Origin of the sequence: Sphaerotilus sp. (assembly GCF_041083715.1) — a bacterium.
Classification (GTDB): Bacteria; Pseudomonadota; Gammaproteobacteria; order Burkholderiales; family Burkholderiaceae_C; genus Sphaerotilus.
Genome location: NZ_JBFPGY010000273.1, coordinates 1 through 23,535, shown reverse-complemented (window position 1 = coordinate 23,535; position 23,535 = coordinate 1). Strand labels below are relative to the sequence as shown.

The 23,535-nt window shown below is 65.2% G+C and carries 21 protein-coding genes, 1 tRNA gene and 1 pseudogene; 1 reads left to right on the top strand and 22 read right to left on the bottom strand.

Going from position 1 to position 23,535, the window contains the following annotated elements:
- From AB3X43_RS12480 to AB3X43_RS12385, 20 genes and pseudogenes are all read right to left on the bottom strand, one after another.
- Positions 1–164 (bottom strand): annotated as a pseudogene (locus AB3X43_RS12480) (NADH-quinone oxidoreductase subunit NuoI); the annotation flags it as partial.
- Between the two features lie 24 nt (positions 165–188).
- Positions 189–1,250, bottom strand: a complete 1,062-nt coding sequence (gene nuoH, locus AB3X43_RS12475) for an NADH-quinone oxidoreductase subunit NuoH (RefSeq protein ID WP_473965118.1) — start codon at positions 1,248–1,250, stop codon at positions 189–191.
- 16 nt (positions 1,251–1,266) lie between these two features.
- On the bottom strand, positions 1,267–3,582 hold the full coding sequence (gene nuoG / locus AB3X43_RS12470) for an NADH-quinone oxidoreductase subunit NuoG (protein WP_369430177.1): 2,316 nt from the start codon (positions 3,580–3,582) through the stop codon (positions 1,267–1,269).
- Entirely contained in the window at positions 3,575–4,927 is a 1,353-nt protein-coding gene (gene nuoF / locus AB3X43_RS12465; RefSeq protein ID WP_369430176.1) for an NADH-quinone oxidoreductase subunit NuoF, read from the bottom strand. The genes nuoG and nuoF overlap by 8 nt, the downstream gene beginning before the upstream one ends.
- Positions 4,928–4,947: 20 nt before the next feature.
- On the bottom strand, positions 4,948–5,445 hold the full coding sequence (nuoE, locus tag AB3X43_RS12460) for an NADH-quinone oxidoreductase subunit NuoE (RefSeq protein ID WP_369430175.1): 498 nt from the start codon (positions 5,443–5,445) through the stop codon (positions 4,948–4,950).
- 43 nt (positions 5,446–5,488) lie between these two features.
- Positions 5,489–6,742 carry an NADH-quinone oxidoreductase subunit D gene (locus AB3X43_RS12455; RefSeq protein WP_369430174.1) on the bottom strand — a complete coding sequence of 418 codons (1,254 nt, stop codon included), beginning with the start codon at positions 6,740–6,742 and terminating at the stop codon, positions 5,489–5,491.
- 31 nt (positions 6,743–6,773) lie between these two features.
- Complete coding sequence (locus AB3X43_RS12450) at positions 6,774–7,373, bottom strand: NADH-quinone oxidoreductase subunit C (RefSeq protein WP_369430173.1); 600 nt, start codon at positions 7,371–7,373, stop codon at positions 6,774–6,776.
- A gap of 15 nt (positions 7,374–7,388) precedes the next feature.
- Positions 7,389–7,865, bottom strand: a complete 477-nt coding sequence (locus tag AB3X43_RS12445; protein WP_012346532.1) for a NuoB/complex I 20 kDa subunit family protein — start codon at positions 7,863–7,865, stop codon at positions 7,389–7,391.
- Positions 7,866–7,901: 36 nt separating this feature from the next.
- On the bottom strand, positions 7,902–8,261 hold the full coding sequence (locus AB3X43_RS12440) for an NADH-quinone oxidoreductase subunit A (RefSeq protein WP_179634863.1): 360 nt from the start codon (positions 8,259–8,261) through the stop codon (positions 7,902–7,904).
- Between the two features lie 168 nt (positions 8,262–8,429).
- A tRNA-Leu gene (locus AB3X43_RS12435) sits at positions 8,430–8,514 on the bottom strand.
- Positions 8,515–8,685: 171 nt separating this feature from the next.
- Complete coding sequence (secG, locus tag AB3X43_RS12430) at positions 8,686–9,075, bottom strand: preprotein translocase subunit SecG (protein WP_369430172.1); 390 nt, start codon at positions 9,073–9,075, stop codon at positions 8,686–8,688.
- A 45-nt stretch (positions 9,076–9,120) separates the two neighbouring features.
- A complete protein-coding gene (gene tpiA / locus AB3X43_RS12425) occupies positions 9,121–9,867 on the bottom strand; it encodes a triose-phosphate isomerase (RefSeq protein WP_369430171.1) in 747 nt (248 codons plus the stop codon).
- Between the two features lie 36 nt (positions 9,868–9,903).
- On the bottom strand, positions 9,904–10,911 hold the full coding sequence (locus tag AB3X43_RS12420) for an NAD(P)H-quinone oxidoreductase (RefSeq protein WP_369430170.1): 1,008 nt from the start codon (positions 10,909–10,911) through the stop codon (positions 9,904–9,906).
- A 31-nt stretch (positions 10,912–10,942) separates the two neighbouring features.
- Positions 10,943–13,222: a polyribonucleotide nucleotidyltransferase gene (gene pnp, locus AB3X43_RS12415; RefSeq protein WP_369430169.1), complete on the bottom strand. Its 2,280-nt coding sequence runs from the start codon at positions 13,220–13,222 to the stop codon at positions 10,943–10,945.
- Positions 13,223–13,396: 174 nt separating this feature from the next.
- Positions 13,397–13,660, bottom strand: a complete 264-nt coding sequence (rpsO, locus tag AB3X43_RS12410; RefSeq protein WP_369430168.1) for a 30S ribosomal protein S15 — start codon at positions 13,658–13,660, stop codon at positions 13,397–13,399.
- 114 nt (positions 13,661–13,774) lie between these two features.
- A complete protein-coding gene (locus AB3X43_RS12405; RefSeq protein ID WP_369430167.1) occupies positions 13,775–14,944 on the bottom strand; it encodes a pyridoxal phosphate-dependent aminotransferase in 1,170 nt (389 codons plus the stop codon).
- A 31-nt stretch (positions 14,945–14,975) separates the two neighbouring features.
- Positions 14,976–16,253, bottom strand: a complete 1,278-nt coding sequence (locus AB3X43_RS12400; protein WP_369430166.1) for a branched-chain amino acid ABC transporter substrate-binding protein — start codon at positions 16,251–16,253, stop codon at positions 14,976–14,978.
- A gap of 44 nt (positions 16,254–16,297) precedes the next feature.
- A complete protein-coding gene (gene tsaD / locus AB3X43_RS12395; protein WP_369430165.1) occupies positions 16,298–17,368 on the bottom strand; it encodes a tRNA (adenosine(37)-N6)-threonylcarbamoyltransferase complex transferase subunit TsaD in 1,071 nt (356 codons plus the stop codon).
- Complete coding sequence (lgt, locus tag AB3X43_RS12390) at positions 17,365–18,186, bottom strand: prolipoprotein diacylglyceryl transferase (protein WP_369430164.1); 822 nt, start codon at positions 18,184–18,186, stop codon at positions 17,365–17,367. The genes tsaD and lgt overlap by 4 nt, the downstream gene beginning before the upstream one ends.
- A 96-nt stretch (positions 18,187–18,282) precedes the next feature.
- On the bottom strand, positions 18,283–18,531 hold the full coding sequence (locus tag AB3X43_RS12385) for a TIGR04438 family Trp-rich protein (RefSeq protein WP_369430163.1): 249 nt from the start codon (positions 18,529–18,531) through the stop codon (positions 18,283–18,285).
- A 184-nt stretch (positions 18,532–18,715) separates the two neighbouring features.
- On the opposite strand from AB3X43_RS12385, the gene AB3X43_RS12380 reads away from it, so the two are divergent.
- The gene (locus AB3X43_RS12380) at positions 18,716–19,030 is read left to right on the top strand and encodes a c-type cytochrome (protein ID WP_369430179.1); all 315 of its coding nucleotides are present in this window, start codon (positions 18,716–18,718) and stop codon (positions 19,028–19,030) included.
- Between the two features lie 83 nt (positions 19,031–19,113).
- On the opposite strand, the gene acs is transcribed toward AB3X43_RS12380, so the two are convergent.
- A complete protein-coding gene (acs, locus tag AB3X43_RS12375) occupies positions 19,114–21,096 on the bottom strand; it encodes an acetate--CoA ligase (RefSeq protein ID WP_369430162.1) in 1,983 nt (660 codons plus the stop codon).
- A 232-nt stretch (positions 21,097–21,328) separates the two neighbouring features.
- Positions 21,329–23,535: penicillin-binding transpeptidase domain-containing protein (locus AB3X43_RS12370; protein ID WP_369430161.1), on the bottom strand; the 2,207-nt coding region annotated here is incomplete at its 5' end.

Sequence of the window (23,535 nt, the reverse complement as noted above, 5' to 3'; positions counted from 1 at the left end):
GCGTGCAGACCGCGGAAACGCGGTGAAAGCGGCGTCTTCTCTTCCGGAAACTGCACAGTCACACTGCGCTGGAAGAAGTGACGCCCCGTCAGCTTCATGCCCTTGAGCAACTCAAGCAACATGAAACTGGAGACAAAATCCTTGACACTGGCCACGGCGGACATGGTTTCTTTCCTCGCTCGCTCGGGTTATTTCCAGATGTTCCAGGGTGACTGGATCCACAGACCCACCACCACCAGCCACACCAGCGTGATCGGGATGAAGATCTTCCAGCCCAGACGCATGATCTGGTCATAGCGGTAGCGCGGGAAGGTGGCGCGTACCCACAGGAACATCGTCGCGACACAGAAGGTCTTCAGGCCCAGCCAGATCCAGCCCGGGATGAAGCCCAGCACGGTGAACGGGGTCGACCAGCCGCCGAGGAACATCAGCACGGCCAGCATCGACACCAGGATCATGTTGGCGTATTCAGCCAGGAAGAACATGGCGAACGACATGCCTGAGTACTCGATCATGTGACCGGCCACGATTTCCGCTTCACCTTCGACCACGTCGAACGGATGGCGGTTGGTCTCGGCCAGACCGGAGATGAAGTAGACGATGAAGATCGGGAACAGCGGCAACCAGTTCCAGGACAGCAGGGGGATGCCCATGTCGGCGAAGCGGCCCCTGGTCTGGCTCATGACGATGTCCGTCATGTTCAGGCTGCCGGCCACCATCAGCACGACGACAAAGCAGAAGCCCATCGCGATTTCGTAGCTGACCATCTGGGCCGACGCACGCATCGCCCCCAGGAAGGCGTACTTCGAGTTCGACGCCCAGCCGGCGATGATGACGCCGTAGACCTCCATCGAGGTGATCGCCATCAGGAACAGCAGGCCGGCGTTGACATTGGCCAGCGCCACTTCGGGACCGAACGGCACGACTGCCCACGCAGCCAGCGCCGGCATGATGGTCATGATCGGACCCAGGAAAAACAGGCCCTTGTTCGCGGCCGTCGGGGCGATGATCTCCTTGAAGATCAGCTTGACAGCGTCGGCAATCGGGGTCAGCAGACCCCAGGGGCCGACGCGGTTCGGGCCCGGACGGATCTGGGTCCAGCCGATGGCCTTGCGTTCCCAGAGCGTCAGGTAGGCCACGCAGCCGAGCAGCGGCAGCAGCACGGCCACGATCTTGAGCAGCGTCCAGACCACGGTCCAGGCGGAGCCCAGCGTGGAAGCGCCGACGGTTTGCAGGGTGTCCAGCATCATCAGGTCCTTCTGCGGCTCAGGCGCGTTCGATGCGCAGGGTGCCGAACACGGCGCCCAGTGCAGCGGTGGAGGGATGACCGGCGCTCACACGAACGGTGTCGGCCGCCAGCGTGGCATCCAGCGAAGCGGGCAGCACGACACTGCCTTCGCCCTGCTGGACGCGCACCTTGGCACCATCCTGCAAGCCCAGCTGAGCCCAGAGGGCAGCATTCAGGGCGACCAGCGGGGCATTGGCGTCCGCGGTTTCCTGCAGCGACGGCGCACGGCGCACGATCGAATCCGTGGCGTAGACCGGCACATTGGCGATGCGCTGCAGGCCTGCCGGGGCAGTCACGATCTGCGGTGCGCTGCTGCTGCGGTTGGAGAGACGGGCTGAAACCTTGGCAGCATCGTTCAGGCCGGCGGCAGCGCGCACGTCCTCGACCGATTCCTGCACGAACCCGTTCAGGCCCAGCAGGTTGCCCAGCACGCGCAGCACCTTCCAGCCCGGGCGGGTATCGCCCAGCGGGCGCACCACACCGTGGAAGCTCTGCACACGACCATCCGCGTTGACGAAGCTGCCACCGGTTTCGGTGAATGGAGCGATCGGCAGCATCACGTCGGCAAATTCGACATTCGCCTGGAAGGGGCTGAAGGCAACGACCATCTCGGCAGCAGCCAGTGACTGGGCCGCCTGCGCGGCATTCGCAGCGTCCAGCACCGGCTCGGTGTTGAACAGCAAATAGGCCTTGAGCGGCTGGGCCAGCATCTGCGCGGCATCCAGACCACCCTGCCCCGGCTGCGCACCGACCAGCTGTGCGCCGACGCCGTTGCCGGAGTCCCCCAGGTAGCCGCAACGGGCACCAGCCTGCTCGGCGATCCAGTTGGCGATGGCCAGCAGTTCGGCCGCTTGCGGGTGTGCAGCCGCCGCGTTGCCCAGCAGCACCGCCTTGCGTTCACCCGACAGCAGTGCATTGGCAATGGCTTGCGCCTGCTCGCCCGGCGTCACGGACAGCGGAGCGGTCACGCCCTTGGCCGTGGCGACGGCCGCTGCCACCTCGATCAGCACGGACAGCCAGTCCGACGGCGCCGCGACGATCTCGCCAGCGACCGTCATGGCCCAGTCATCCGACTGCGCACCGATGCGCATCACCTTGGCACCGCGGCGGGCGGCCTGGCGCAGCCGCTGGGCGAACAGCGGATGGTCCTTGCGCAGGAAGGAGCCGATCACCAGAGCGCGGTCCAGCGTGGACAGCTCGGCGATCGGCAGACCCAGCCAGCGCACGGCACCGGCTTCGGTGCGGAAATCGGCGTGGCGCAGGCGGTGGTCGATGTTCTGGCTGCCGAGGCCACGCATGAACTCGCCCAGCAGGAACAGCTCTTCGCTGGTGCTCGTGGCCGAAGCCAGTGCACCGATCGAGGCCGCGCCATGCTGCGTCTTGATCTGCTTCAGGCCGTTGGCGACATATTCGAGCGCCACGGTCCAGTCCACCGGCTTCCACTGGCCGCCCTGCTTGAGCATCGGCTGCGTCAGACGGGCATCGCTGTTGAGCGCTTCGTAGCTGAAGCGGTCGCGGTCGGCGATCCAGCATTCGTTGACGGCGTCGTTTTCCAGCGGCACCGCGCGCAGCACCTTGTGGTTCTTGACCTGCACGATCAAGTTGGCACCCGTCGAATCGTGCGGGCTGACGCTCTTGCGGCGCGACAGCTCCCAGGTGCGGGCGCTGTAGCGGAAGGGCTTGCTCGTCAGTGCGCCGACCGGGCAGATGTCGATCATGTTGCCCGACAGCTCGGAGTCGATCGTCTGACCGACAAAGGTCGTGATCTCGGAGTGCTCGCCACGCTGCAGCATGCCGAGTTCCATCTGGCCAGCGATTTCCTGGCCGAAACGGACGCAGCGCGTGCAGTGGATGCAGCGGCTCATCTCCTCCATCGAGATCAGCGGACCGACTTCCTTGTGGAAGACAACGCGCTTCTCTTCCTCGTAGCGCGAGGCCGACTTGCCGTAGCCGACGGCCAGATCCTGCAGCTGGCATTCGCCGCCCTGGTCGCAGATCGGGCAGTCCAGCGGGTGGTTGATGAGCAGGAACTCCATCACCGACTGCTGGGCCTTGATCGCCTTGTCGCTCTTGGTGCGCACGATCATGCCCTGCGTCACCGGCGTGGCGCAGGCGGGCATGGGCTTGGGCGCCTTCTCGACATCCACGAGGCACATGCGGCAGTTCGCGGCGATCGAGAGCTTCTTGTGGTAGCAGAAGTGCGGGATGTAGGTGCCGGCCGCTTCGGCAGCATGCATCACCATGCTGCCTTCGAGCACCGAAACCTTCTTGCCGTCGAGTTCGATTTCAACCATGTTCGTTCGTCCCGGCCATGCAGGTCTTGTGTTCGATGTGGTGGACAAATTCGGCGCGGAAATGCTTGAGCATGCCGCGCACCGGCATCGCTGCCGCATCCCCCAGCGCACAGATCGTGCGGCCCATGATGTTTTCGGCCACGTTGTCGAGCAGCGCCAGATCGTCCGGACGGCCATGGCCGGTCTCGATGCGATCGACCATCTTCGACAGCCAGCCAGTGCCTTCGCGGCACGGCGTGCACTGGCCGCACGACTCGTGGGCGTAGAAGTAGGACAGGCGCTGCAGGCTCTTGACCATGCAGCGGGTCTCGTCCATCACGATGACGGCACCCGAGCCGAGCATGGAGCCGGCCTTGCTGATGGAGTCATAGTCCATCGTGCAGTTCATCATCACGTCGGCCGGCAGCACCGGTGACGACGAGCCGCCCGGGATCACCGCCTTGAGCTTCTTGCCACCCTTGACGCCACCGGCGAGTTCCAGCAGCTTCGAGAACGGCGTGCCCATCGGGATCTCGTAGTTGCCGGGACGCTCCACATCACCGACCATCGAGAAGATCTTGGTGCCACCGTTGTTCGGCTTGCCGCACTCCAGATAGGCTTGGCCGCCGTTGCGGATGATCCACGGCACGGCCGCGAAGGTCTCGGTGTTGTTGATCGTCGTGGGACGGCCATACAGACCGAAGCTCGCGGGGAACGGCGGCTTGAAGCGGGGCTGGCCCTTCTTGCCTTCAAGCGACTCCAGCAGCGCGGTTTCTTCGCCGCAGATGTAGGCACCGAAGCCATGGAAGGCGTGGAGCTGGAAGCTGTGCTTGCTGCCAAGGATGTTGGCGCCGAGGTAGCCAGCGGCACGGGCCTCTTCCAGGGCGTCCTCGAAGCGCTCGTAGGCCTCGAAGATTTCGCCGTGGATGTAGTTGTAGCCAACCGAAATGCCCATCGCGTAGGCCGCGATGATCATGCCTTCGATGACGATGTGCGGGTTGAAGCGCAGGATCTCGCGGTCCTTGCAAGTCCCGGGCTCGCCTTCGTCCGAGTTGCACACCAGGTACTTCTGCACCGGCAGCGCACGCGGCATGAAGCTCCACTTCAGGCCGGTCGGGAAACCCGCACCACCGCGACCGCGCAGACCCGAGGCCTTCACGTCCGCGATCACCTGATCGGGCGTCATGCCCTCGCCTTCGCCCTGGCCCAGGATCTTGCGCAGCGCCTGGTAGCCACCACGCGCCTCGTAGTCCTTGAGACGCCAGTTGCTGCCGTTCAGGTCCGCATAGATCTGCGGGTTGATGTGCCGGTCATGGAAACAGGTCTCGAAACCGGTGGCCTGGAATTTGGAGAGATCAAGAGTCATGTGCCTGTCCGCTCCTGGGTTCAGTTGGCCGCAGCCTTGGACTGCGCCTTGAGCGTGGTGACCAGCTCGTCGAGTCGGTCGTTGCTCATGTAGCTGATCATCTGGCGGTCATTGACCAGCATCACCGGTGCGTCGGCACAAGCGCCCAGGCACTCGCACTTCTGCACGGTGAACAGGCCGTCGGCGGTGGTGCCACCGTCTTCGACGCCCAGCTTCTCGCACAGGTAGTCCATCGCCTTCTGCCCATTGCGCAACTGGCAAGGCAGATTGGTGCAGACGTTCAGCTTGAACTGACCGACCGGGCGCTGGTTGTACATGTTGTAGAAGGTCGTGACCTCGCGCACCGCGACCGGCGCCATGCCGAGAACATCGGCGATGGCTTTTTCGGCTTCGGCCGAGACCCAGCCCAGCTCCTGCTGGGCGATCGACAGGCAGGCCATCACGGCCGACTGCTTCTGGTCGGCAGGATACTTGGCAACTTCGCGCGCAAAGCGCGCCAGGGTGGCTTCACTGAACATGGAGGTGGTCGCTTCCGGAGAGCATCAGTCAATCAGCGGTCGGTCAGCGGTCGATCTCGCCGAACACGATGTCCATCGTGCCGATGATGGCCACGGCGTCCGCGATCATGTGGCCGCGCGACATCTCGTCGAGTGCGGCCAGATGCACGTAGCCGGGCGGGCGGATCTTCATGCGGTAGGGCTTGTTGGCACCATCGCTGATCAGGTAGATGCCGAACTCGCCCTTCGGGTGCTCGACGGCCGCGTAGGCCTCGCCTTCTGGCACGTGGAAGCCTTCCGTGAAGAGCTTGAAGTGGTGGATCAGCTCTTCCATCGAAGTCTTCATCTCGACGCGCGACGGCGGAGCGACCTTGTGGTTGCCGGTGATGACCGGACCGGGATTCTTGCGCAGCCAGTCGACGCACTGCTTGATGATGCGGTTGGACTGGCGCATTTCCTCGACACGCACCAGATAGCGGTCGTAGGTATCGCCGTTGACACCCAGCGGGATGTCGAAGTCCATGCGGTCATAGACTTCGTAAGGCTGGTTCTTGCGCAGATCCCAGGCGATGCCCGAACCGCGCAGCATCGCGCCGGTGAAACCCAGATTCAAGGCACGCTCCGGCGACACGACGCCGATGCCGACCGTGCGCTGCTTCCAGATGCGGTTGTCGGTGAGCAGCGTTTCGTACTCGTCGATCAAGGTCGGGAAACGCGTCGCGAAGTCTTCGATGAAGTCCAGCAGCGAGCCCTGGCGGTTCTCGTTCAGACGCGCCATCGCCTTGGCGTTGCGGATCTTGCTGTGCTTGTACTGCGGCATGCTGTCCGGCAGGTCACGGTAGACACCGCCCGGACGGAAGTAGGCAGCGTGCATGCGCGCACCGGAGACGGCTTCGTACATGTCGAACAGATCTTCCCGCTCGCGGAAGCAGTAGATCAGCATGTTCATCGCACCGCAGTCCATGCCGTGGCAACCCAGCCACAGCAGGTGGTTCAGCAGGCGCGTGATCTCGCTGAACAGCACACGGATGTACTGCGCGCGGATCGGCACATCGACACCCAGCAGCTTCTCGATCGCCAGGCAGTAGGCATGCTCGTTGGACATCATCGACACGTAGTCGAGGCGGTCCATGTAGGGCAGCGACTGGATGAACGTCTTGCTTTCCGCCAGCTTCTCGGTGGCGCGGTGCAGCAGCCCGATGTGCGGGTCGGCACGCTGGATGACTTCGCCGTCCAGCTCCAGCACCAGCCGCAGCACGCCGTGCGCTGCCGGGTGCTGCGGACCGAAGTTCAGGGTGTAGTTCTTGATTTCAGCCATGGATCAACCTCAGGTTCGGCGCTGCGCCAGCTCAGTGCAGGCCGCCATAGTTGTCTTCGCGGATGATGCGCGGCGTGATCTCGCGCGGCTCGATCGTGACGGGCTGGTAGATGACGCGCTTCTGCTCAGGGTCGTAGCGCATCTCGACGTGGCCCGTGACCGGGAAGTCCTTGCGCATCGGGTGGCCGATGAACCCGTAGTCGGTCAGGATGCGGCGCAGGTCGTCGTGCCCGTCGAACACGATGCCATACATGTCGAACGCTTCACGTTCGAACCAGTTGGCCGAGGACCACAGCGGGGTGAGCGCCGGCACGACGGGGAAGTCGTCATCGGCCGCGAACACCTTGAGGCGCAGGCGCCAGTTCAGGCGTACCGACAGCAGATGGGTCACCACGGCGTAGCGCAGACCTTCGTGCACGCCATCGCGGTAACCGCTGTAGTCGACGCCGCAGAGATCGATCAACTGCTCGAACCCGAGGTCCGGATGATCGCGCAGCGTCTTGGCGACAGAGAGGGAGTCGGACGCCTTGACCGTGATCGTGAGTTCACCGCGTGCACGCACCAGCCTCACCAGGCGGTCAGTGAACACACGCTCCAGCGTGGCCTGCAGGGTATCGAGTTTCTGAGTCATGTCGGATGCACCTGCTCAGCGGGCGATGGTGTTTTCGCGGCGGATCTTGGCCTGCAGCTGCAGGATGCCGTAGAGCAGCGCCTCGGCCGTGGGCGGACAGCCCGGCACATAGACGTCCACCGGCACGACCCGGTCACAGCCTCGGACGACCGAGTAGCTGTAGTGGTAGTAACCACCCCCATTGGCGCAGGAGCCCATGCTCAACACCCAGCGGGGCTCGGCCATCTGGTCATAGACCTTGCGCAAGGCCGGCGCCATCTTGTTGCACAGCGTGCCAGCAACGATCATCAGATCGGACTGGCGAGGACTGGGCCGAAACAACATGCCGAAGCGGTCGATGTCGTAGCGGGAAGCCCCCGCATGCATCATCTCGACCGCGCAGCAGGCCAGACCAAAGGTCATCGGCCAGAGCGAACCGGTCTTCGACCAGTTGATCAGGGTATCGACACTGGTCGTGACGAAACCTTCCTTGAGTACGCCTTCAATGCCCATGGTGTGCTTCCGTGGCTCTCGTGGTCTGGATCGATTTCATTCCCAATCGAGGGCGCCCTTTTTCCATTCGTACACGAATCCGACCACCAGGATGCCCAAGAAGATCATCATCGCCCAGAAACCTGTCGCCCCGATTTCACGGAGCGACACCGCCCACGGGAAAAGGAACGCAATTTCCAAGTCGAACAGAATAAAGAGAATCGCCACCAGGTAGTAGCGCACATCGAACTTCATGCGCGCGTCCTCGAATGCTTCGAAACCGCACTCGTAGGGGGAGTTCTTGGCAGGGTCCGGACGATGCGGGCCCAGCAGCGCACCCAGCAACTGGGGCGCAACGCCGACACCAACGCCGACAAGAATGAACAGAATGACGGGGAGGTATTGTTCCAGATTCATGTCAGTCGACTTGTCAGCCTCTCATGCGGCAAAAATAAAGCGCGCCGCCCGGGAAAACACCGAAGTGCTCAACCGCGTGCTTAGCGCGCCCACCTGTTCCCTGCGCCTAAGTATTGCCAGGGCGCCGAATCATTCTCTCAAGGAAAATGATTCACATGTCATTTTGTATGGTGCCGACGGCGAGACTCGAACTCGCACAGCTTTCGCCACTACCCCCTCAAGATAGCGTGTCTACCAATTTCACCACGTCGGCACGTGCAAACCATCATTCTACAACCAGCATTCACACTGCATCTATGCAGATGGCCTTGATTAAGGCCTTGTTTATGCTTTCTTGCTGCAGGCAAAGCCCTTGCAGCACAGCCTTGAATTCTAATGCCAAGGAGGGTTTACCTCAAGTCCCCGGCCTGATTTTTCGCGCAATTCAGTGCGAGGCCGGTACCGAAGTGGTCGCAGCCGACGCAGCAGGTGCCGCCACCAGCCCCGGGATCTGGGCTGCAACCGGCCCGCTGGCCGCCACAGGAGCAGGCGCTGCGGCCCGATCCAGAATGCTGCCGCCAGAACCCCCTGCCCCGCGCAGGTTGCCGAAGTAGGCCAGCGCCAGTGTGCAGACAAAAAACAACGTCGCAGCGACCGCCGTCGAACGCGACAGGAAGTTGGCACTGCCCGTCGCGCCAAAGAGGCTGCCCGAGGAACCACCACCAAAGGCGGCGCCCATGTCTGCGCCCTTGCCATGCTGCATGAGCACCAGACCGATCATGACAATCGCGGTCACCAGCTGCAGCAGCAGCACCAGATTCATCATCACTTGCATTGGAAGAAACTCCGTATGTACTCGACTGGACCGACCCGCCGTCGGTCAGCTTGCCGCGCGGGCCACTGCGACGAAATCCGCCGCCTTGAGCGCCGCACCGCCAATCAGACCGCCATCGATGTCAGCCTGGGAAAAAAGAATGGCCGCGTTGTCTGGCTTGACGCTGCCGCCATACAACAGCTTCATTTCACCAGCACGGGACGTCGCCGCCGCCAATTGCGCACGCAGCACGGCATGCACCGCCTGCGCCTGCTCCGGCGAAGCCGTTCGGCCCGTACCAATGGCCCACACCGGCTCGTAGGCAACCACCACTTCACCGATGCACTGACCGAGCGTGTGGATGACGGCCGACAATTGCCGCTTCACGACGGCCTCGGTCTCACCAGCCTCGCGCTGCTCCAGCGTCTCACCGACACACACGATCGGCGTGATGCCTTTGGCGAGTGCGGCCTTGGCCTTGTCGGCGACGAGCTGGTCCGACTCGCCATGGAAAGCACGTCGCTCCGAGTGCCCGACGATCGCGTAGCGGCAGCCGAACTCGGCCAGCATCGCCGCCGACACCTCGCCGGTATAGGCGCCTTGTGCATGGGCAGAACAGTCCTGCGAACCCCAGGCCACGCTGCTGTTGGACAGCGTCACCGCCACTTCGGACAGATAGGGAAACGGTACGCAGACCGCCACCTCAGCCACGAAGGGACGGGCCGCCAGAATGCCCTGCAGCAACTCGGCATTCGCCGCATGGCTGCCGTGCATCTTCCAGTTGCCCACCACCAGCTTGTGACGTGTCGTCATGATGAATGCTCTTCGATCAAGTTGAAAAAATGATGCTCAGGCACGAGCCACTTCAGTCGTCCAGCGCAGCACGATCTTGCCCACATGCTGGTTGGACTCCATGAGCACATGGGCCTGCGCAGCCTCGCTGGCGGACAGCACACGGTAGAGCACCGGGCGGATGCGGCCAGCGGCGATCAACGGCCAGACATGTTCACGCAAGGCACGCGCCACAGCACCCTTGAAGTCCACGGAACGGGGACGCAGGGTGGAACCAGTGATGGTCAGGCGACGACGCAAGACCAAGCCGGCATCGAACTGCGCCTGCACGCCACCCTGGACAGCGATCACAACCAGTCGACCATCCTCGGCCAGCACCGCCACTTCACGGGCGATGTAGTCGCCCGCCACCATGTCGAGGATGACATCGACGCCACGCCCTGCGGTGAGTCGGCGCACCTCTTCAGCGAAGTCGGCCATGCGGTAGTTGATGGCGTGGTCGGCGCCAAGGTCCAGGCAAGCCTGGCACTTGGCATCACTGCCCGCCGTGGCGATCACCGTGGCACCCAGCGCCTTGGCCATCTGGATGGCCGTGACACCGATGCCGCTCGTGCCGCCCTGAACCAGCAGCGTCTCGCCGGCCTGCAATCCGGCACGCAGGAACACATTGGACCAGACGGTGAAGCAGGTCTCGGGCAGGCTGGCCGCCTCGATGTCGCTCAGATCACCGGGAATCGGCAGGCACTGGGCAACCGGCGTCACGCACAACTCGGCGTAGCCGCCACCCGGCGTCAGCGCGCACACCCGTTGCCCGACGGACAACCCGGCTGCAGCCATGGCCTCTGCATCGCCAGCGATGACCACCCCGGCCACCTCCAGCCCCGGCAGGTCCGAGGCGCCAGGTGGAGGCGGATAGGCGCCCTGGCGCTGCAACACGTCCGGGCGGTTGATGCCACTGGCCGTGACACGAATCAGCACCTCACCGGCACCCGGCACCGGATCCGCGCGATCGACCAGCGTCAGCACGTCCGGGCCACCCGGACGGGAGATTTCAATGGCTTTCATGCGCGGACTCCTCCGAACGGTCGGGCAACGATCAGGACTGCGACGGCTCCGAACCGGCGTCCGGTGCGGCGACCACAGGGGCCGATTCAGCGGCCGGCTGCTCGCTGCGCGGCGGACGCTCGCTGCGCTCACGGCGCGGGCCACGGTCACCGCGGTCATTGCGGTCCCCGAACTCACGGCGCGGCGCGCGCTCGAAGCGCTCTTCTTCCATGCCTTCCGGGCGCTCCAGCAGCGCCTTCATCGACAGCTTGATGCGGCCCTTCTCGTCCGTCTCCAGCACCTTGACCTTGACGATCTGGCCTTCGGTCAGGAAGTCGGTGACCTTCTCGACGCGCTGGTGGGCGATCTGGCTGATGTGCAGCAGGCCGTCCTTGCCCGGCAGCACGTTGACCAGCGCACCGAAGTCCAGGATCTTGACGACCGGGCCTTCGTAGACCTTGCCGATCTCGGCTTCGGCGGTGATGTCGGCGATGCGCTTCTTGGCGATGTCGGCCTTGGCGCTGTCGGTCGAGGCGATCGTGATGGTGCCGTCCTCGTCGATGTTGATCTGGCAGCCGGTCTCTTCGGTCAGCGCGCGGATGACGGAGCCACCCTTGCCGATGACGTCACGGATCTTTTCCGGGTTGATCTTCATCGTGTACAGGCGCGGTGCGAAGTCGGAGACCTCGGTGTTGGCGCCCGCGACCGCTTCGGTCATCTTGCCCAGGATGTGCAGCCGCGCTTCCTTGGCCTGCGCCAGCGCGACCTGCATGATTTCCTTGGTGATGCCCTGGATCTTGATGTCCATCTGCAGGGCGGTCACGCCGGTGGTCGTGCCGGCCACCTTGAAGTCCATGTCGCCGAGGTGGTCCTCGTCACCCAGGATGTCGGTCAGCACGGCGAAGCGGTTGCCGTCCTTGATCAGGCCCATGGCGATGCCGGCGACGTGTGCCTTCATCGGCACACCAGCGTCCATCAGCGCCAGACAGCCGCCGCAGACGGACGCCATCGACGACGAGCCGTTCGACTCGGTGATCTCGGAGACGACGCGGATCGTGTAGGCAAAGTCTTCGCGGTTCGGCAGCAGCGGCACGAGCGCGCGCTTGGCGAGGCGGCCGTGGCCGGTTTCGCGGCGCTTCGGCGTGCCCATGCGGCCGGCTTCGCCAGTGGCGAAGGGGGGCATGTTGTAGTGGAACAGGAAGGTGTCGCGGAAATCACCGGCCAGCGCGTCGATGCGCTGTGCGTCCTGGTCGGTGCCGAGCGTGGCGACGACGAGGGCCTGCGTTTCACCACGGGTGAACAGCGCCGAGCCATGGGTGCGCGGCAGCACGCCGGTGCGGATCTCGATCGGGCGCACGGTGCGCGTGTCACGGCCGTCGATGCGCGGCTCGCCGGACAGGATCTGGCCACGCACGGTCTTGGCTTCGATCTCGAACAGGAGGTTATCGACTTCAACGCCGTCGAACTCGACGCCATCGGCCTTCAGCGCAGCCTTGACTTCAGCGTAGGCAGCGCGGCAGGCGTCGGTGCGGGCCTGCTTCGAGCGGATCTGGTAAGCGGCTTCGATCTTGGCTTGGCCGAACTCGGCGACCTTGGCGATCAGCGGCTCGTTCTTGGCGGGAGCCTGCCAGGTCCATTCCGGCTTGCCGGCGTCACGCACCAGTTCGTTGATCGCGGCGATGGCGACCTTGGATTGCTCGTGGCCGAACACTACACCGCCCAGCATCACCTCTTCGGTGAGCTGCTGCGCTTCGGATTCGACCATCAGCACGGCCGCTTCGGTGCCCGCGACAACCAGGTCCAGCGACGACTGCTTGAGCTGCGTCGGGCCCGGGTTCAGGACGTATTCGCCGTTGATGTAACCCACGCGGGCAGCGCCCACCGGGCCGTTGAACGGGATGCCGGAGATGGCCAGCGCGGCGGACGAGCCGATCAGCGCGGCGATGTCGGCCGAGGCTTCCGGGTTCAGCGACAGGACGTGGATGACGACCTGGACTTCGTTGTAGAAGCCTTCCGGGAACAGCGGGCGCAGCGGGCGGTCGATCAGGCGGCTGGTCAGCACTTCCAGCTCGCTCGGCTTGGCTTCGCGCTTGAAGAAGCTGCCCGGGATCTTGCCGGCAGCGTAGGTCTTCTCGATGTAGTCCACCGTCAGCGGGAAGAAGTCCTGGCCGGCCTTGGCTTCCTTGCGGGCGACCACGGTGGCGAGCACCACGGTGTCGTCCATGTTGACGATCACGGCACCGCTGGCTTGACGGGCGATTTCGCCGGTTTCCAGGGTGACGGTGTGCTGACCCCATTGGAAGGTCTTGGTGACTTTGTTGAACAGGCTCATGGAATGCTTTCTTCTGGTAGGTGGCCGGTCACCGCGGCGGGATGCCATTCCATCCGGACCCGCGACACCAGGGTTGGATCAGGATGGAATGACACAGCAGCGCCCACGCGTGGCCGTAAAAACAAAGAGCCTGTGCTGGAGGGTCCAGACAGGCTCTTCACATGCATGACGCGATTACTTGCGCAGACCCAGCTTCTGGATCAGCGAGGTGTAGCGGTCAGCATCCTTGGTCTTCAGGTAGTCGAGCAGCTTGCGACGACGGCTGACCATGCGCAGCAGACCACGGCGACCGTGGTGGTCCTTCTTGTGGGTCTTGAAGTGCGGGGTCAGGTGGTTGATGCGGGCAGTCAGCAGGGCGACCTGGACTTCCGGCGATCCGGTGTCGGCCGCGCCGCGGGCATTGGCGGCAACGACTTCTGCCTTGTTGATTTCGGACATGTCAAATTTCCTTGGGTTTCGAGGTTCACTTGCGGCCGTGGGGGAAACCGCCCCGCGCCGTGTACGCGCCGATGCACGCGCCGTCGCCACCAGAAACAGCAGCGAAGCCGGCGATTATAGCGCCAAGGCGCGCGCCAGCCGCTCCACACCCTGAAGCAGCCGCTGCGGCTGCCGCGAGGCGAAGCACCAGCGCAGCCAGCCCTCGGCCTCGTCGCCAAAGGCAGTGCCCGGCGCAAGCCCGAGCCCGTGGTCGGTCACCAGCCGCCTGGCCAGCGAGAGCGCGTCGCGCTCGCCGTCGATGCGCAGGAAGGCATACATCGCCCCGGGTGGCGTGGCCACCTCGACCCGCGGCAGCGCCTGCAGCGCGTCCACCAGCGTGTCACGGCACGCGCGCAGCCGCGCCTGCAAGGCCGGCACCGACACCGGCGCATCCGCCAGCGCCGCCAGCCCGGCGCGCTGCACGAACACCGGCGTGCACGATGTATTGAATTCGATCAGCTTGCCGAGTTGTTCAATGAGCGCAGCGGGCGCCACCAGATTGCCCAAGCGCCACCCAGTCATCAGAAAGCTCTTGGAAAAGCTGTGCACGACGACCAGCCGATCTTCCGGCTCTGCCAGATCCAGGAAGCTTGGCGCACAGACAATCTGCCCGGGCAACGGGGCCACTGCCGGGTAATACAGCCGCTCGTACACCTCGTCCGAAACGATCCAGGTGCCCGTGCGGCGGCAGTGGCCGAGGATCACCTGCTGCTCGGCGCGGGTCAGTGTCCAGCCGGTCGGGTTGTTCGGCGCGTTGAGCACCAGCACGCGCGTGGCCGGCGTCACCGCCGCAAGCAGCTCCTCCAGATCGAGCCACCACGCACCAGCCTCAGCGCGCAGGCTCACCCGACGCACCCGGGCACCCATGATCGCCGGCTGTGCTGTCAGGTTCGGCCACACCGGCACCACCACGACCACCTCGTCACCGGGATCGACCAGTGCCTGCTGCGCCAGCATCAGCGCACTCACGCCCGAGGAGGTCACGGCAATGCGTTCGACACCCACCGGCCGGTGCAGCGCCGAGATGTAGCCCGACAGTGCTTCGCGCAGCGCCGGCAGGCCGAGGTTGTGGGCATAGAAAGTCTCGCCCGCCTCGATCGACGTCACGGCCGCGTCGCGCACGCCCATGGGCGTGATCTCGTCGCTTTCGCCGAACCAGAAGGCCAGCACATCGCTGCGCCCCAGGCCGGCATTGGCCACTTCACGGATGCGAGACGCCGGCAGATCGGCAATCATCTGACGCATGGAAACCCCACTCGGAGCAGATCCGCAAGGATCAGAGGGGAGCCATCTTGCACGAATGCGGCTGCGCCGTCTGCTCGGCGGTCAGGTAACGGACGGTGCGAAAGCCATAGCCGGAGCCTTCGACATCGAAGCGCACGCCCTCGCTGCCCGCCTTCTGCATCGTGCTGACATAGAGCGGCTGCAGGAACTGGTGGTCACCAGCCCGCATCTGCCCCGCGCCCAGACCGCCCAGCGCCCGGCCATCGAAGCGTGCGCCGGACAGGGCCTTGGCCACCACCGTGGCATCGGTGCCACGCGCACGCTCCATCGCCTGCGCGAGCATCTCGACCATGACCTGCATGCGCACGTGCAGGTAGTCGTCTTCGGGTTTGGGAAACCGCTGGTGGAAGCTGGCGACCAGCGCATCGGAGGCCTTGCCGCCCGCATTCGGGTGCCACTCGGCCACGGCCACCACGCGGCCCACACCAGCATCGCCCAGCGCGCCCGGAACACCCAGCGCATTGCCATAGAAGGTGTAGAACTTGCCCTCGAAGCCGACATCCCGCGCCGCCTTGACCAGCAGCGTCAGGTCATTGCCCCAGTTGCCGGTGACCACCGCCTGCGCACCGCTGGCCTTGATCTTGGTCGCGTAGGGCAGGAAGTCCTTGACGCGACCGACCGGGTGCAGTTCCTCGCCGACGAACTGGATGTCCGGGCGCCTGGCGGCGATCATCGCCCTGCCCTGGCGGACGACATGCTGGCCGAAGCTGTAGTCCTGGCCGATCAGGTAGACCCGCTGGACCGCGGTGTCCTGCTGCAGCACGTCGGTGAGCGCGGCCAGGCGCATGTCGGCGTGGGCATCGAAGCGGAAATGCCACGGGCTGCACTTCTCGTTGGTCAGCGAGGGATCGACGGCGGAGTAGTTCAGGAACAGCGCGCGGTGCTGCGGATCGCGGTCATTGTGCTTGTTGAGCGCATCGATCAGCGCGGCAGCGGTCGCGGAGCTGTTGCCCTGCAGCACGACGCTGATCCGCTGGTCGGCCGCGCTCTTCAGCAGGGTCAACGCCTCCTCGGTGTTGCCCTTGCTGTCGAAGCGCACCAGTTCGAGCGGGCGATTGCCTCCCGGCAGCCTGACCCCGCCGCGGGCATTCACGCGCTCGATCGCCCAGGTGAGGTTGCGTGCCACCGCTTCGCCGGCATTGGCGAACGGGCCGGACAGGCCTTCGATGAGACCAAGACGGATCGGATCGGCTGCCTGAGACGCCGATGCACCAAGCACCAGAATGCTCGACAAGGCCAGCGCGGAAAAGAAGAACGGGATTTTTTTCATGGATTTTGAATTATCCATGACGAGATCCAGCCTCTGTTCTTGAATCAGGCCGCGGCCAGATCCCAGCGCGGACGCACGTCGAACGCGTAATCCCGACTCGCCTGCGCCCGACCACTCTGCAGCCGCATCGCCCCCGCCAGCGCGATCATCGCGCCGTTGTCGGTGCACAAGTGCAACTCCGGATAGTGGACGCGCACCCCGCGGCGGTGGCACTGCGCATCCAGCTGCGACCGCAACCGCTGGTTCGCCCCGACACCACCCGCGACCACCATCCGCTTCAATCCGGTCTGCTGCAGCGCCAGCAGCGATTTGGCGACCAGCACATCGACGATCGCCGCCTGCGTCGAGGCAGCCAGGTCGGCATGCGCCTGCGCCGCTTCCGGCACGGCGGGATCGAGCCTGTTCAGCTGCGTCCAGACGGCGGTCTTCAGCCCGGCGAACGAGAAATCGAGCAGGTCCCCGCGCATCAGCGGCCGCGGCAACTTGAAGGCAGTCTCGTTGCCCTGCGCCGCCAGCTTCGCCAGTGCCGGGCCGCCAGGGTAGCCCAGGCCCAGCATCTTGGCTGTCTTGTCGAAGGCCTCCCCGGCGGCGTCGTCGATCGTCTCGCCGAGCATCGTGTACTGCCCCACCCCATCGACACGCATGAGCTGTGTGTGGCCCCCCGACACCAGCAGGGCGACGAACGGAAATTCCGGCGGATCGGCCGACAGGAACGGCGACAGCAGATGCCCTTCCAGGTGGTGCACGCCCAGCACCGGCCGGTCCAGCGCCATGCCCAGCGCGCAGGCCATGCCAGTCCCCACCAGGAGCGCTCCCGCCAGACCCGGACCGCGCGTGTAGGCCACGACATCGACCACGTCCAGCCCGAATCCGGCACCGCTCAGCGTCTCGCGCAGCAGCGGCACGACGCGGCGGATGTGATCGCGCGAAGCCAGCTCCGGCACCACGCCGCCGTAGGCCTGGTGCATGTCGATCTGGCTGTGCAACGCCTGTGCCAGCAGCCGCGGTGGTGCCGATCCATCCGCCCCCTCGGGCAATTCGACCAGCGCGATGCCCGTTTCGTCGCAGGAAGACTCGATGCCCAGCACCCGCAGCGGCGCGCAGACGGGCGTCATGGCCGTCTCCCCACCAGCGCCCAGATTCCGATGCCTGCCACCACCATCGGCACGCACAGCCACTGGCCCATGCTCAGGTTCAGCGCCAGCAGCCCGAGGAAGCTGTCCGGTTCGCGGAAGTATTCGGCAATGAAGCGGAACGTGCCATAGCCGATCAGGAACAGGCCCGACACCCGGCCCCAGACCACCGCGCCATCCGCTCGGTAGTGCGCCGAACGGGTCCGCCCGTAGAACCACAGGACCACGAACAGCAGCAACCCTTCGAGCAGGAACTGGTAGATCTGCGACGGGTGGCGGGGAATGTTGCTGCCCGACTGCGGGAACACCATCGCCCACGGCACGCTGGCGTCAGCAGCACGGCCCCAGAGTTCACCGTTGATGAAGTTGCCGACACGCCCGCAGGCCAGCCCGGTCGGCACACATGGCGCCACCAGATCGGTGACCTCGAAGAAGCGCTTCTTGCGCACCCACGCGAACACGGCCATGGCCGCGATCACGCCCAGCAGACCGCCGTGGAAGGCCATGCCGCCCTTCCAGACCGCGAAGATCTCGGCTGGATTGGCCAGGTAGTACGCGGGTTTGTAGAACAGCACGTAGCCGAAACGGCCGCCCAGGATCACGCCCATGACGCCGTAAAAGAGCAGATCTTCGACCTCGCGCGGCGTCCAGCCGCCTGCGGCGTAGGGCGCCTGACGGATGCGATGCGTCGCCAGCCAGTAGAACAGGCCAAAAGCGGCCAGATAGGTCAGGCCATACCAGTGGATCTGGAGGAAACCCAGGTTCAGCGCGACCGGGTCGAATTGGGGATGCACCAGCATCGGCAGCACTCCATGAGTGGGAAACAGGTGCGGATTGTCGCTGCTGCGCCGGTCAGGCCCGGTGACGGATCGAGATGATCGAGATCGGAGTCCCCTTCAGCGGCGCGGCGGCAGCGGGGTCTTGCGGCCCAGCGCCTCGACAGTGTTGCGCCGGCGCTGATCGCGGTGGGCATCCTCGCGTTTCTGGCGGGCACGGGCGGTGAACCCCAGCGCATCAGACAGCGACCACCAGACCACAGCCAGCCCGAACGGCGCCAGCACAGCCCACCACGACCACTGGGCCACCGGGCCGATCTCCAGCCACTTCAGCACCAGCCCCAGCACTCCCAACCACACCAGCGCCATTCGACCACCCTCGACATCTACCCGTCACAAGACGCATGACCGATGGGTGAGGATACCCTCGACTTCCAGCGCTGGCCATCGCGCGTGGATCGGCAAGGTCAACGCAGGCCCCTCTAGAATCGTTTTCCATCCGCCCTTGCCTCAACGCCAGCCCATTCCCCAACGGAAAACGGAATCTCACCACATGAAGCCGCTGTTCGCACTCGCCGCTCTGGCCATCGCCACCCTGTCCAGTCCGGTCTTCGCCAATCTCGAACTGGCACAGAAGAAGAACTGCATGGCCTGTCACCAGGAACATGCCAAGGTGATCGGTCCGGCCTATGAAGACGTCGCAGAGAAATATGCCGGCCAGAAAGATGCAGTCGCCAAGTTGGCGGACAAGGTGATGAAAGGAGGGGCTGGCACCTGGGGCCAGATCCCGATGCCGGCCAATGCCGTGACCCCGGACGAAGCCAAGCAGCTCGTGACCTGGGTGCTCGGTGTCAAGAAAAAGAAGTGACCCCTGCCGACAGCAAAAAGCCCCGACGAATCGGGGCTTTTTTCATGGCCCGCAGGCCACCTCGATCCTGCTGGACGGCTGGATCAGTACGCCTGGCCGAGCTGGCTCAGGATGGTGGGGTTCTCCAGCGTGCTGGTGTCCTGGGTGATCTCCTCGCCCTTGGCCAGCGAGCGCAGCAGGCGGCGCATGATCTTGCCGGAGCGGGTCTTGGGCAGGTTCTCGCCGAAGCGGATGTCCTTCGGCTTGGCGATCGGGCCGATCTCCTTGCCGACGTGGTCACGCAGTTGCTTGGCGATGGCCTTGGCCTCGTCGCCCACCGGCAGCGGACGCTTCAGCACGACGAAGGCACAGACCGCCTCGCCGGTCGTGTCGTCCGGACGGCCCACCACGGCGGCTTCGGCGACCAGTTCGGTGCAGCTCACCAGCGCGGACTCGATTTCCATCGTGCCCATGCGGTGGCCGGAGACGTTCAGCACGTCGTCGATGCGGCCGGTGATGGTGAAGTAGCCGGTCTTGGCGTCGCGGATGGCGCCGTCACCGGCCAGGTAGTACTTGCCCTGGAAGTCGGCGGGGTAGTAGCTCTTGACGAAGCGCTCGCCGTCGCCCCAGATGGTGCGGATCATCGACGGCCACGGACGCTTGACGACAAGGATGCCGCCCTGCCCGTTCGGCACGTCCTTGCCGGTCTCGTCCACGATCGCCGCCTGGATGCCGGGGAACGGCAGCGTGCAGGAGCCCGGCACCATCGGCGTGACGCCCGGCAGCGGGGTGATCATGTGGCCGCCGGTCTCGGTCTGCCAGAAGGTGTCCACGATCGGGCAGCGGCTGCCGCCGACGTGCTGGTAGTACCACTCCCATGCAGCGGGATTGATCGGCTCGCCCACCGAACCGAGCAGGCGCAGGCTCGACAGGTCGTAGCTCTTCGGGTGCACGGCGTCGTTGGCTTCGGCCGCCTTGATCAGCGAGCGGATGGCGGTCGGCGCGGTGTAGAAGATCGAGACCTTGTGGTCCTGGATCATCTTCCAGAAGCGACCGGCGTCCGGGTAGGTCGGGACGCCTTCGAACACGATCTCGGTGCCGCCCAGCGCGAGCGGGCCGTAGGTGATGTAGGTGTGGCCCGTGACCCAGCCGATGTCGGCCGTGCACCAGAACACGTCGTCGGCCTTCAGGTCGAAGGTCCACTTGGTGGTCAGTGCGGCGTGCAGCAGGTAGCCGCCGGTCGAGTGCTGGACACCCTTGGGCTTGCCGGTCGAACCGGAGGTGTAGAGCAGGAACAGCGGGTGCTCGGCACTGACCCATTCCGGCTCGCAGGTGGTGGGCTGACCGGCGGTGAGGTCATTCATCCACACGTCGCGGCCAGCGACCATCGTGACCGGCGCATCGGCACGGTTGACGACCAGCACCTTCTCGATCTTCTCGCAGCCGGGCATCGCCAGCGCTTCGTCGACGATCGACTTCAGCGCCAGCTTCTTGCCGCCACGGACCTGGCAGTCGGCGGTGATGACCGCCTTGGCGCCGGTGTCTTCGATGCGGTCGCGCAGCGACTGGGCCGAGAAGCCGCCGAACACCACGGAATGCGTCGCGCCGATGCGGGCACAGGCCTGCATGGCGGCCACGCCGTCGATGGACATGGAGATGTAGATGACCACGCGGTCACCCTTGCCGATGCCGATCGAGCGCAGGCCGTTGGCGATCTGGCAGGTCTTGGCCAGCAGTTCGCTGTAGGTGATCTTGGTGACTTCGCCGCCGTCGGCTTCGAAGATGATCGCCGTCTTGTCGCCCAGGCCGCGCTCGACGTTGCGGTCGAGGCAGTTGTAGGAGGCGTTCAGCGTGCCATCGGCGAACCACTGGAAGAACGGGGCATTCGACTCGTCGAGTGCCGTGGTGAACGGGGTCTTCCAGCTGATCAGTTCGCGGGCGAGGTCGGCCCAGTAGCCCTCGTAGTCGGCCTCTGCCTTGGCGCACAGGGCCTGGTAGGCGGCCATGCCGGAGACGGCGGCATTCGCGACGAAGGCGTCGGATGGCAGATAGATCTTGGGTTCTTGGGTGGTTTCGGCTTGGGTCACGCGTGTCTCCTGCGGTGAAAGAATGCTGCCCCCCACCTTAGGGAGAGGCTCTTACGAACCCCTTACTTCGCAAATCTCATTCCCGCATGGGGCGGATCTGGATCAAGGGAGCACGCGCCATCCTGACACGATCACACCACTGGAATCCGCTGGTTTTCCCTGTTTCCTGCACCCCACACGCTGCGCCGCATACCCAAGCTGACACGCCCGTGGCACACCCTGCACCCCAGGCTCAGGGCGCCGTGGCGGTCGACGCCGGGCACGCAGCGGCCGAGGCACCGGACAGCACCGGCTTGAGCAGCGGCGCCATGCTCTTGAGAATCTGCACCGGCAAGGCACTGGTGAACTTGTAGCTGCCAGCCTCCGGTCCGAGCACGAAGGCCGTCAGCGTGCCGAAGTGCCGCGGGCCCAGATAGAACACGAAGGTGGCCGTCCGGCTGGTGACCTTGGAGGCCAGCAGACCGCCACCGCGGGTGTAGGTGTTCAGCCGGTTGTCGCCGGTGCCGGTCTTGCCGCCGATCACCATCGGGGCCTGACCGGGCTCGTCCAGCGCGCCCTTGATGCGCCGTGCCGTGCCGTCGCTCACCACCAGCGCCAGTGCCTTGCGCGCCGTCGCCGCGATCTCGGGCGCGAGCACCTGCTCGCCCTCGGCGTGCTTCTTCTCCAGCGTCACCTCGTAGGGCGAGCCGGAAGCGAAATGCAGGTGGTCCAGCACCATGGCGGGCAGGCGCTGCCCGTTGTTGACCAGGATGCCCATCAGCTCCGCCAGCGCCGCCGGCCGGTCACCCGAACTGCCAATGGCCGTGGCGTAGGACGGCACCAGCGTCTCGAACGGGAATCCGACCCGCTTCCAGCTCGCGTGGATCTTGGCAAAGGCCTCGATCTCCAGCAGTTGCAGGATGCGGCTGTTCTGGCCGCGCCGCGCCTTGTTGCGCAGCAGCCAGTTGTAGGACTGCTCGCGCTCGACCGCGCCGGCGTCAAGCACCTGGTCCAGCGTCGCCTTGGGGTTCTGGCGCAGGTAGTCGGCCACCCACAGCTCCAGCGGGTGCAGGTGCGCCAGGTAGCCTCGATCGGCCAGCGAATAGTTGCCCGGTGCATGCCGTTCGTAGAGCTTGCGCAGGTAGTCCGGCGGCAGCGGCGTGCCAGGCAGCTGGTGAACGATGTAGGCACTGAAATCCTCGAACGTGCCGTCTGGGTTCACGGAGCGGTAGATGACCGCCAGCCGCGGCGCCGTCTTGTGGACGCTCGCGGCCATGTGCTCCAGCACCTCGGCGACCGGCTTGTCGTGGTGGCGCTGGTAGAACTTGCGCATGAACTGGCGCCCCTCCTTGTTGATGAAGAGCTTGAGCAGTTCCATCCGGCGCGGGTTGTCCTCGTCTTCGAGGATGTCGGTGGCAGGGTTGGCGGCGTTGTAGAGGTAGTGGTAGACGACATCGCGCATCAGCCGGATGAAGGGCAGGTTGAGCGAATCGCGCAGCGCCTCGTACAGCGTGGGCATGCGGCCGTTGTCGGCGTTGTGGAAGTTGGCGAAGACGTGTGCCCCCCCGCCCGTGAAGAAGCTCTCGCCGGGGCTGGCCGAGTACTTGCGCTGCATCGCGCCTTCGAGCATCGCCGAAAGCGAGCGGTCCTTGGCCGTCATCAGCCAGTCCACCGCCCAGCGTGACAGCCGGTCCTTCGGGCCCACCTCGACCGCAGCCAGCGCCTTGGGATCGAGCGCAACGTAGTCGTGGTGCAGCTTGGCGATGATCTCGAGGTAGGTCACCAGCGTGCGCAGCTTGGCGGTCGAGCCCAGCTCCAGCTTGGCGCTGCCGTTGATGTCGAAGGGCTGGTCGAGGTTGTCGGTCTGCACGCGCACCCGGTTCATGCCCTCGCCACGCTCGTACAGCGTGAAGCTGTAGAGCAGCTTCGACGGATCTCCCTTCTCCAGCAGCTGGAAGCCGAGCAGGCCGGCCTCCTTCGCCACCTGCGGATCGCGCAGGCGGTTGAGCAGGCTGGTGACCTCGCGCTGCAGCCGGCCATCGAGGTAGCTGGTGGCGGTCAGGTCGTAGCGGTCGAGTTCGTACAGGCGTGGCGTGTTCAGCATCGACGAGAGCTGCACGCGCAGCAGCGTCGAGGCGCTGCGATCGCCGAACTCGATGCCGGCGGCCGGACCGGTGTAGGCCCCGAGCACGTCCAGCGGCGCAGCCAGCGCAGCGTCCCGCAGCGCCGGTCCGATGACCCCGTCCTGCGCCAGCAGACGGATGTAGCTGGCAGTCATGCTCAGCAGCTGGGCATGCCCGGGCCCGAAGTAGTGGGCCGGCCGACGCTGGGCAATCATCAGACTGAGCACCTGGCGGAACGCCAGCCCGCGCGCCTGCAGCCCCGCTTCTTGCTCGCCAGGCTCGCGCAGGCGCCGGTTCGACGCGTTCACATCGACGCCGTACCAGGCGGCGAGGCCAT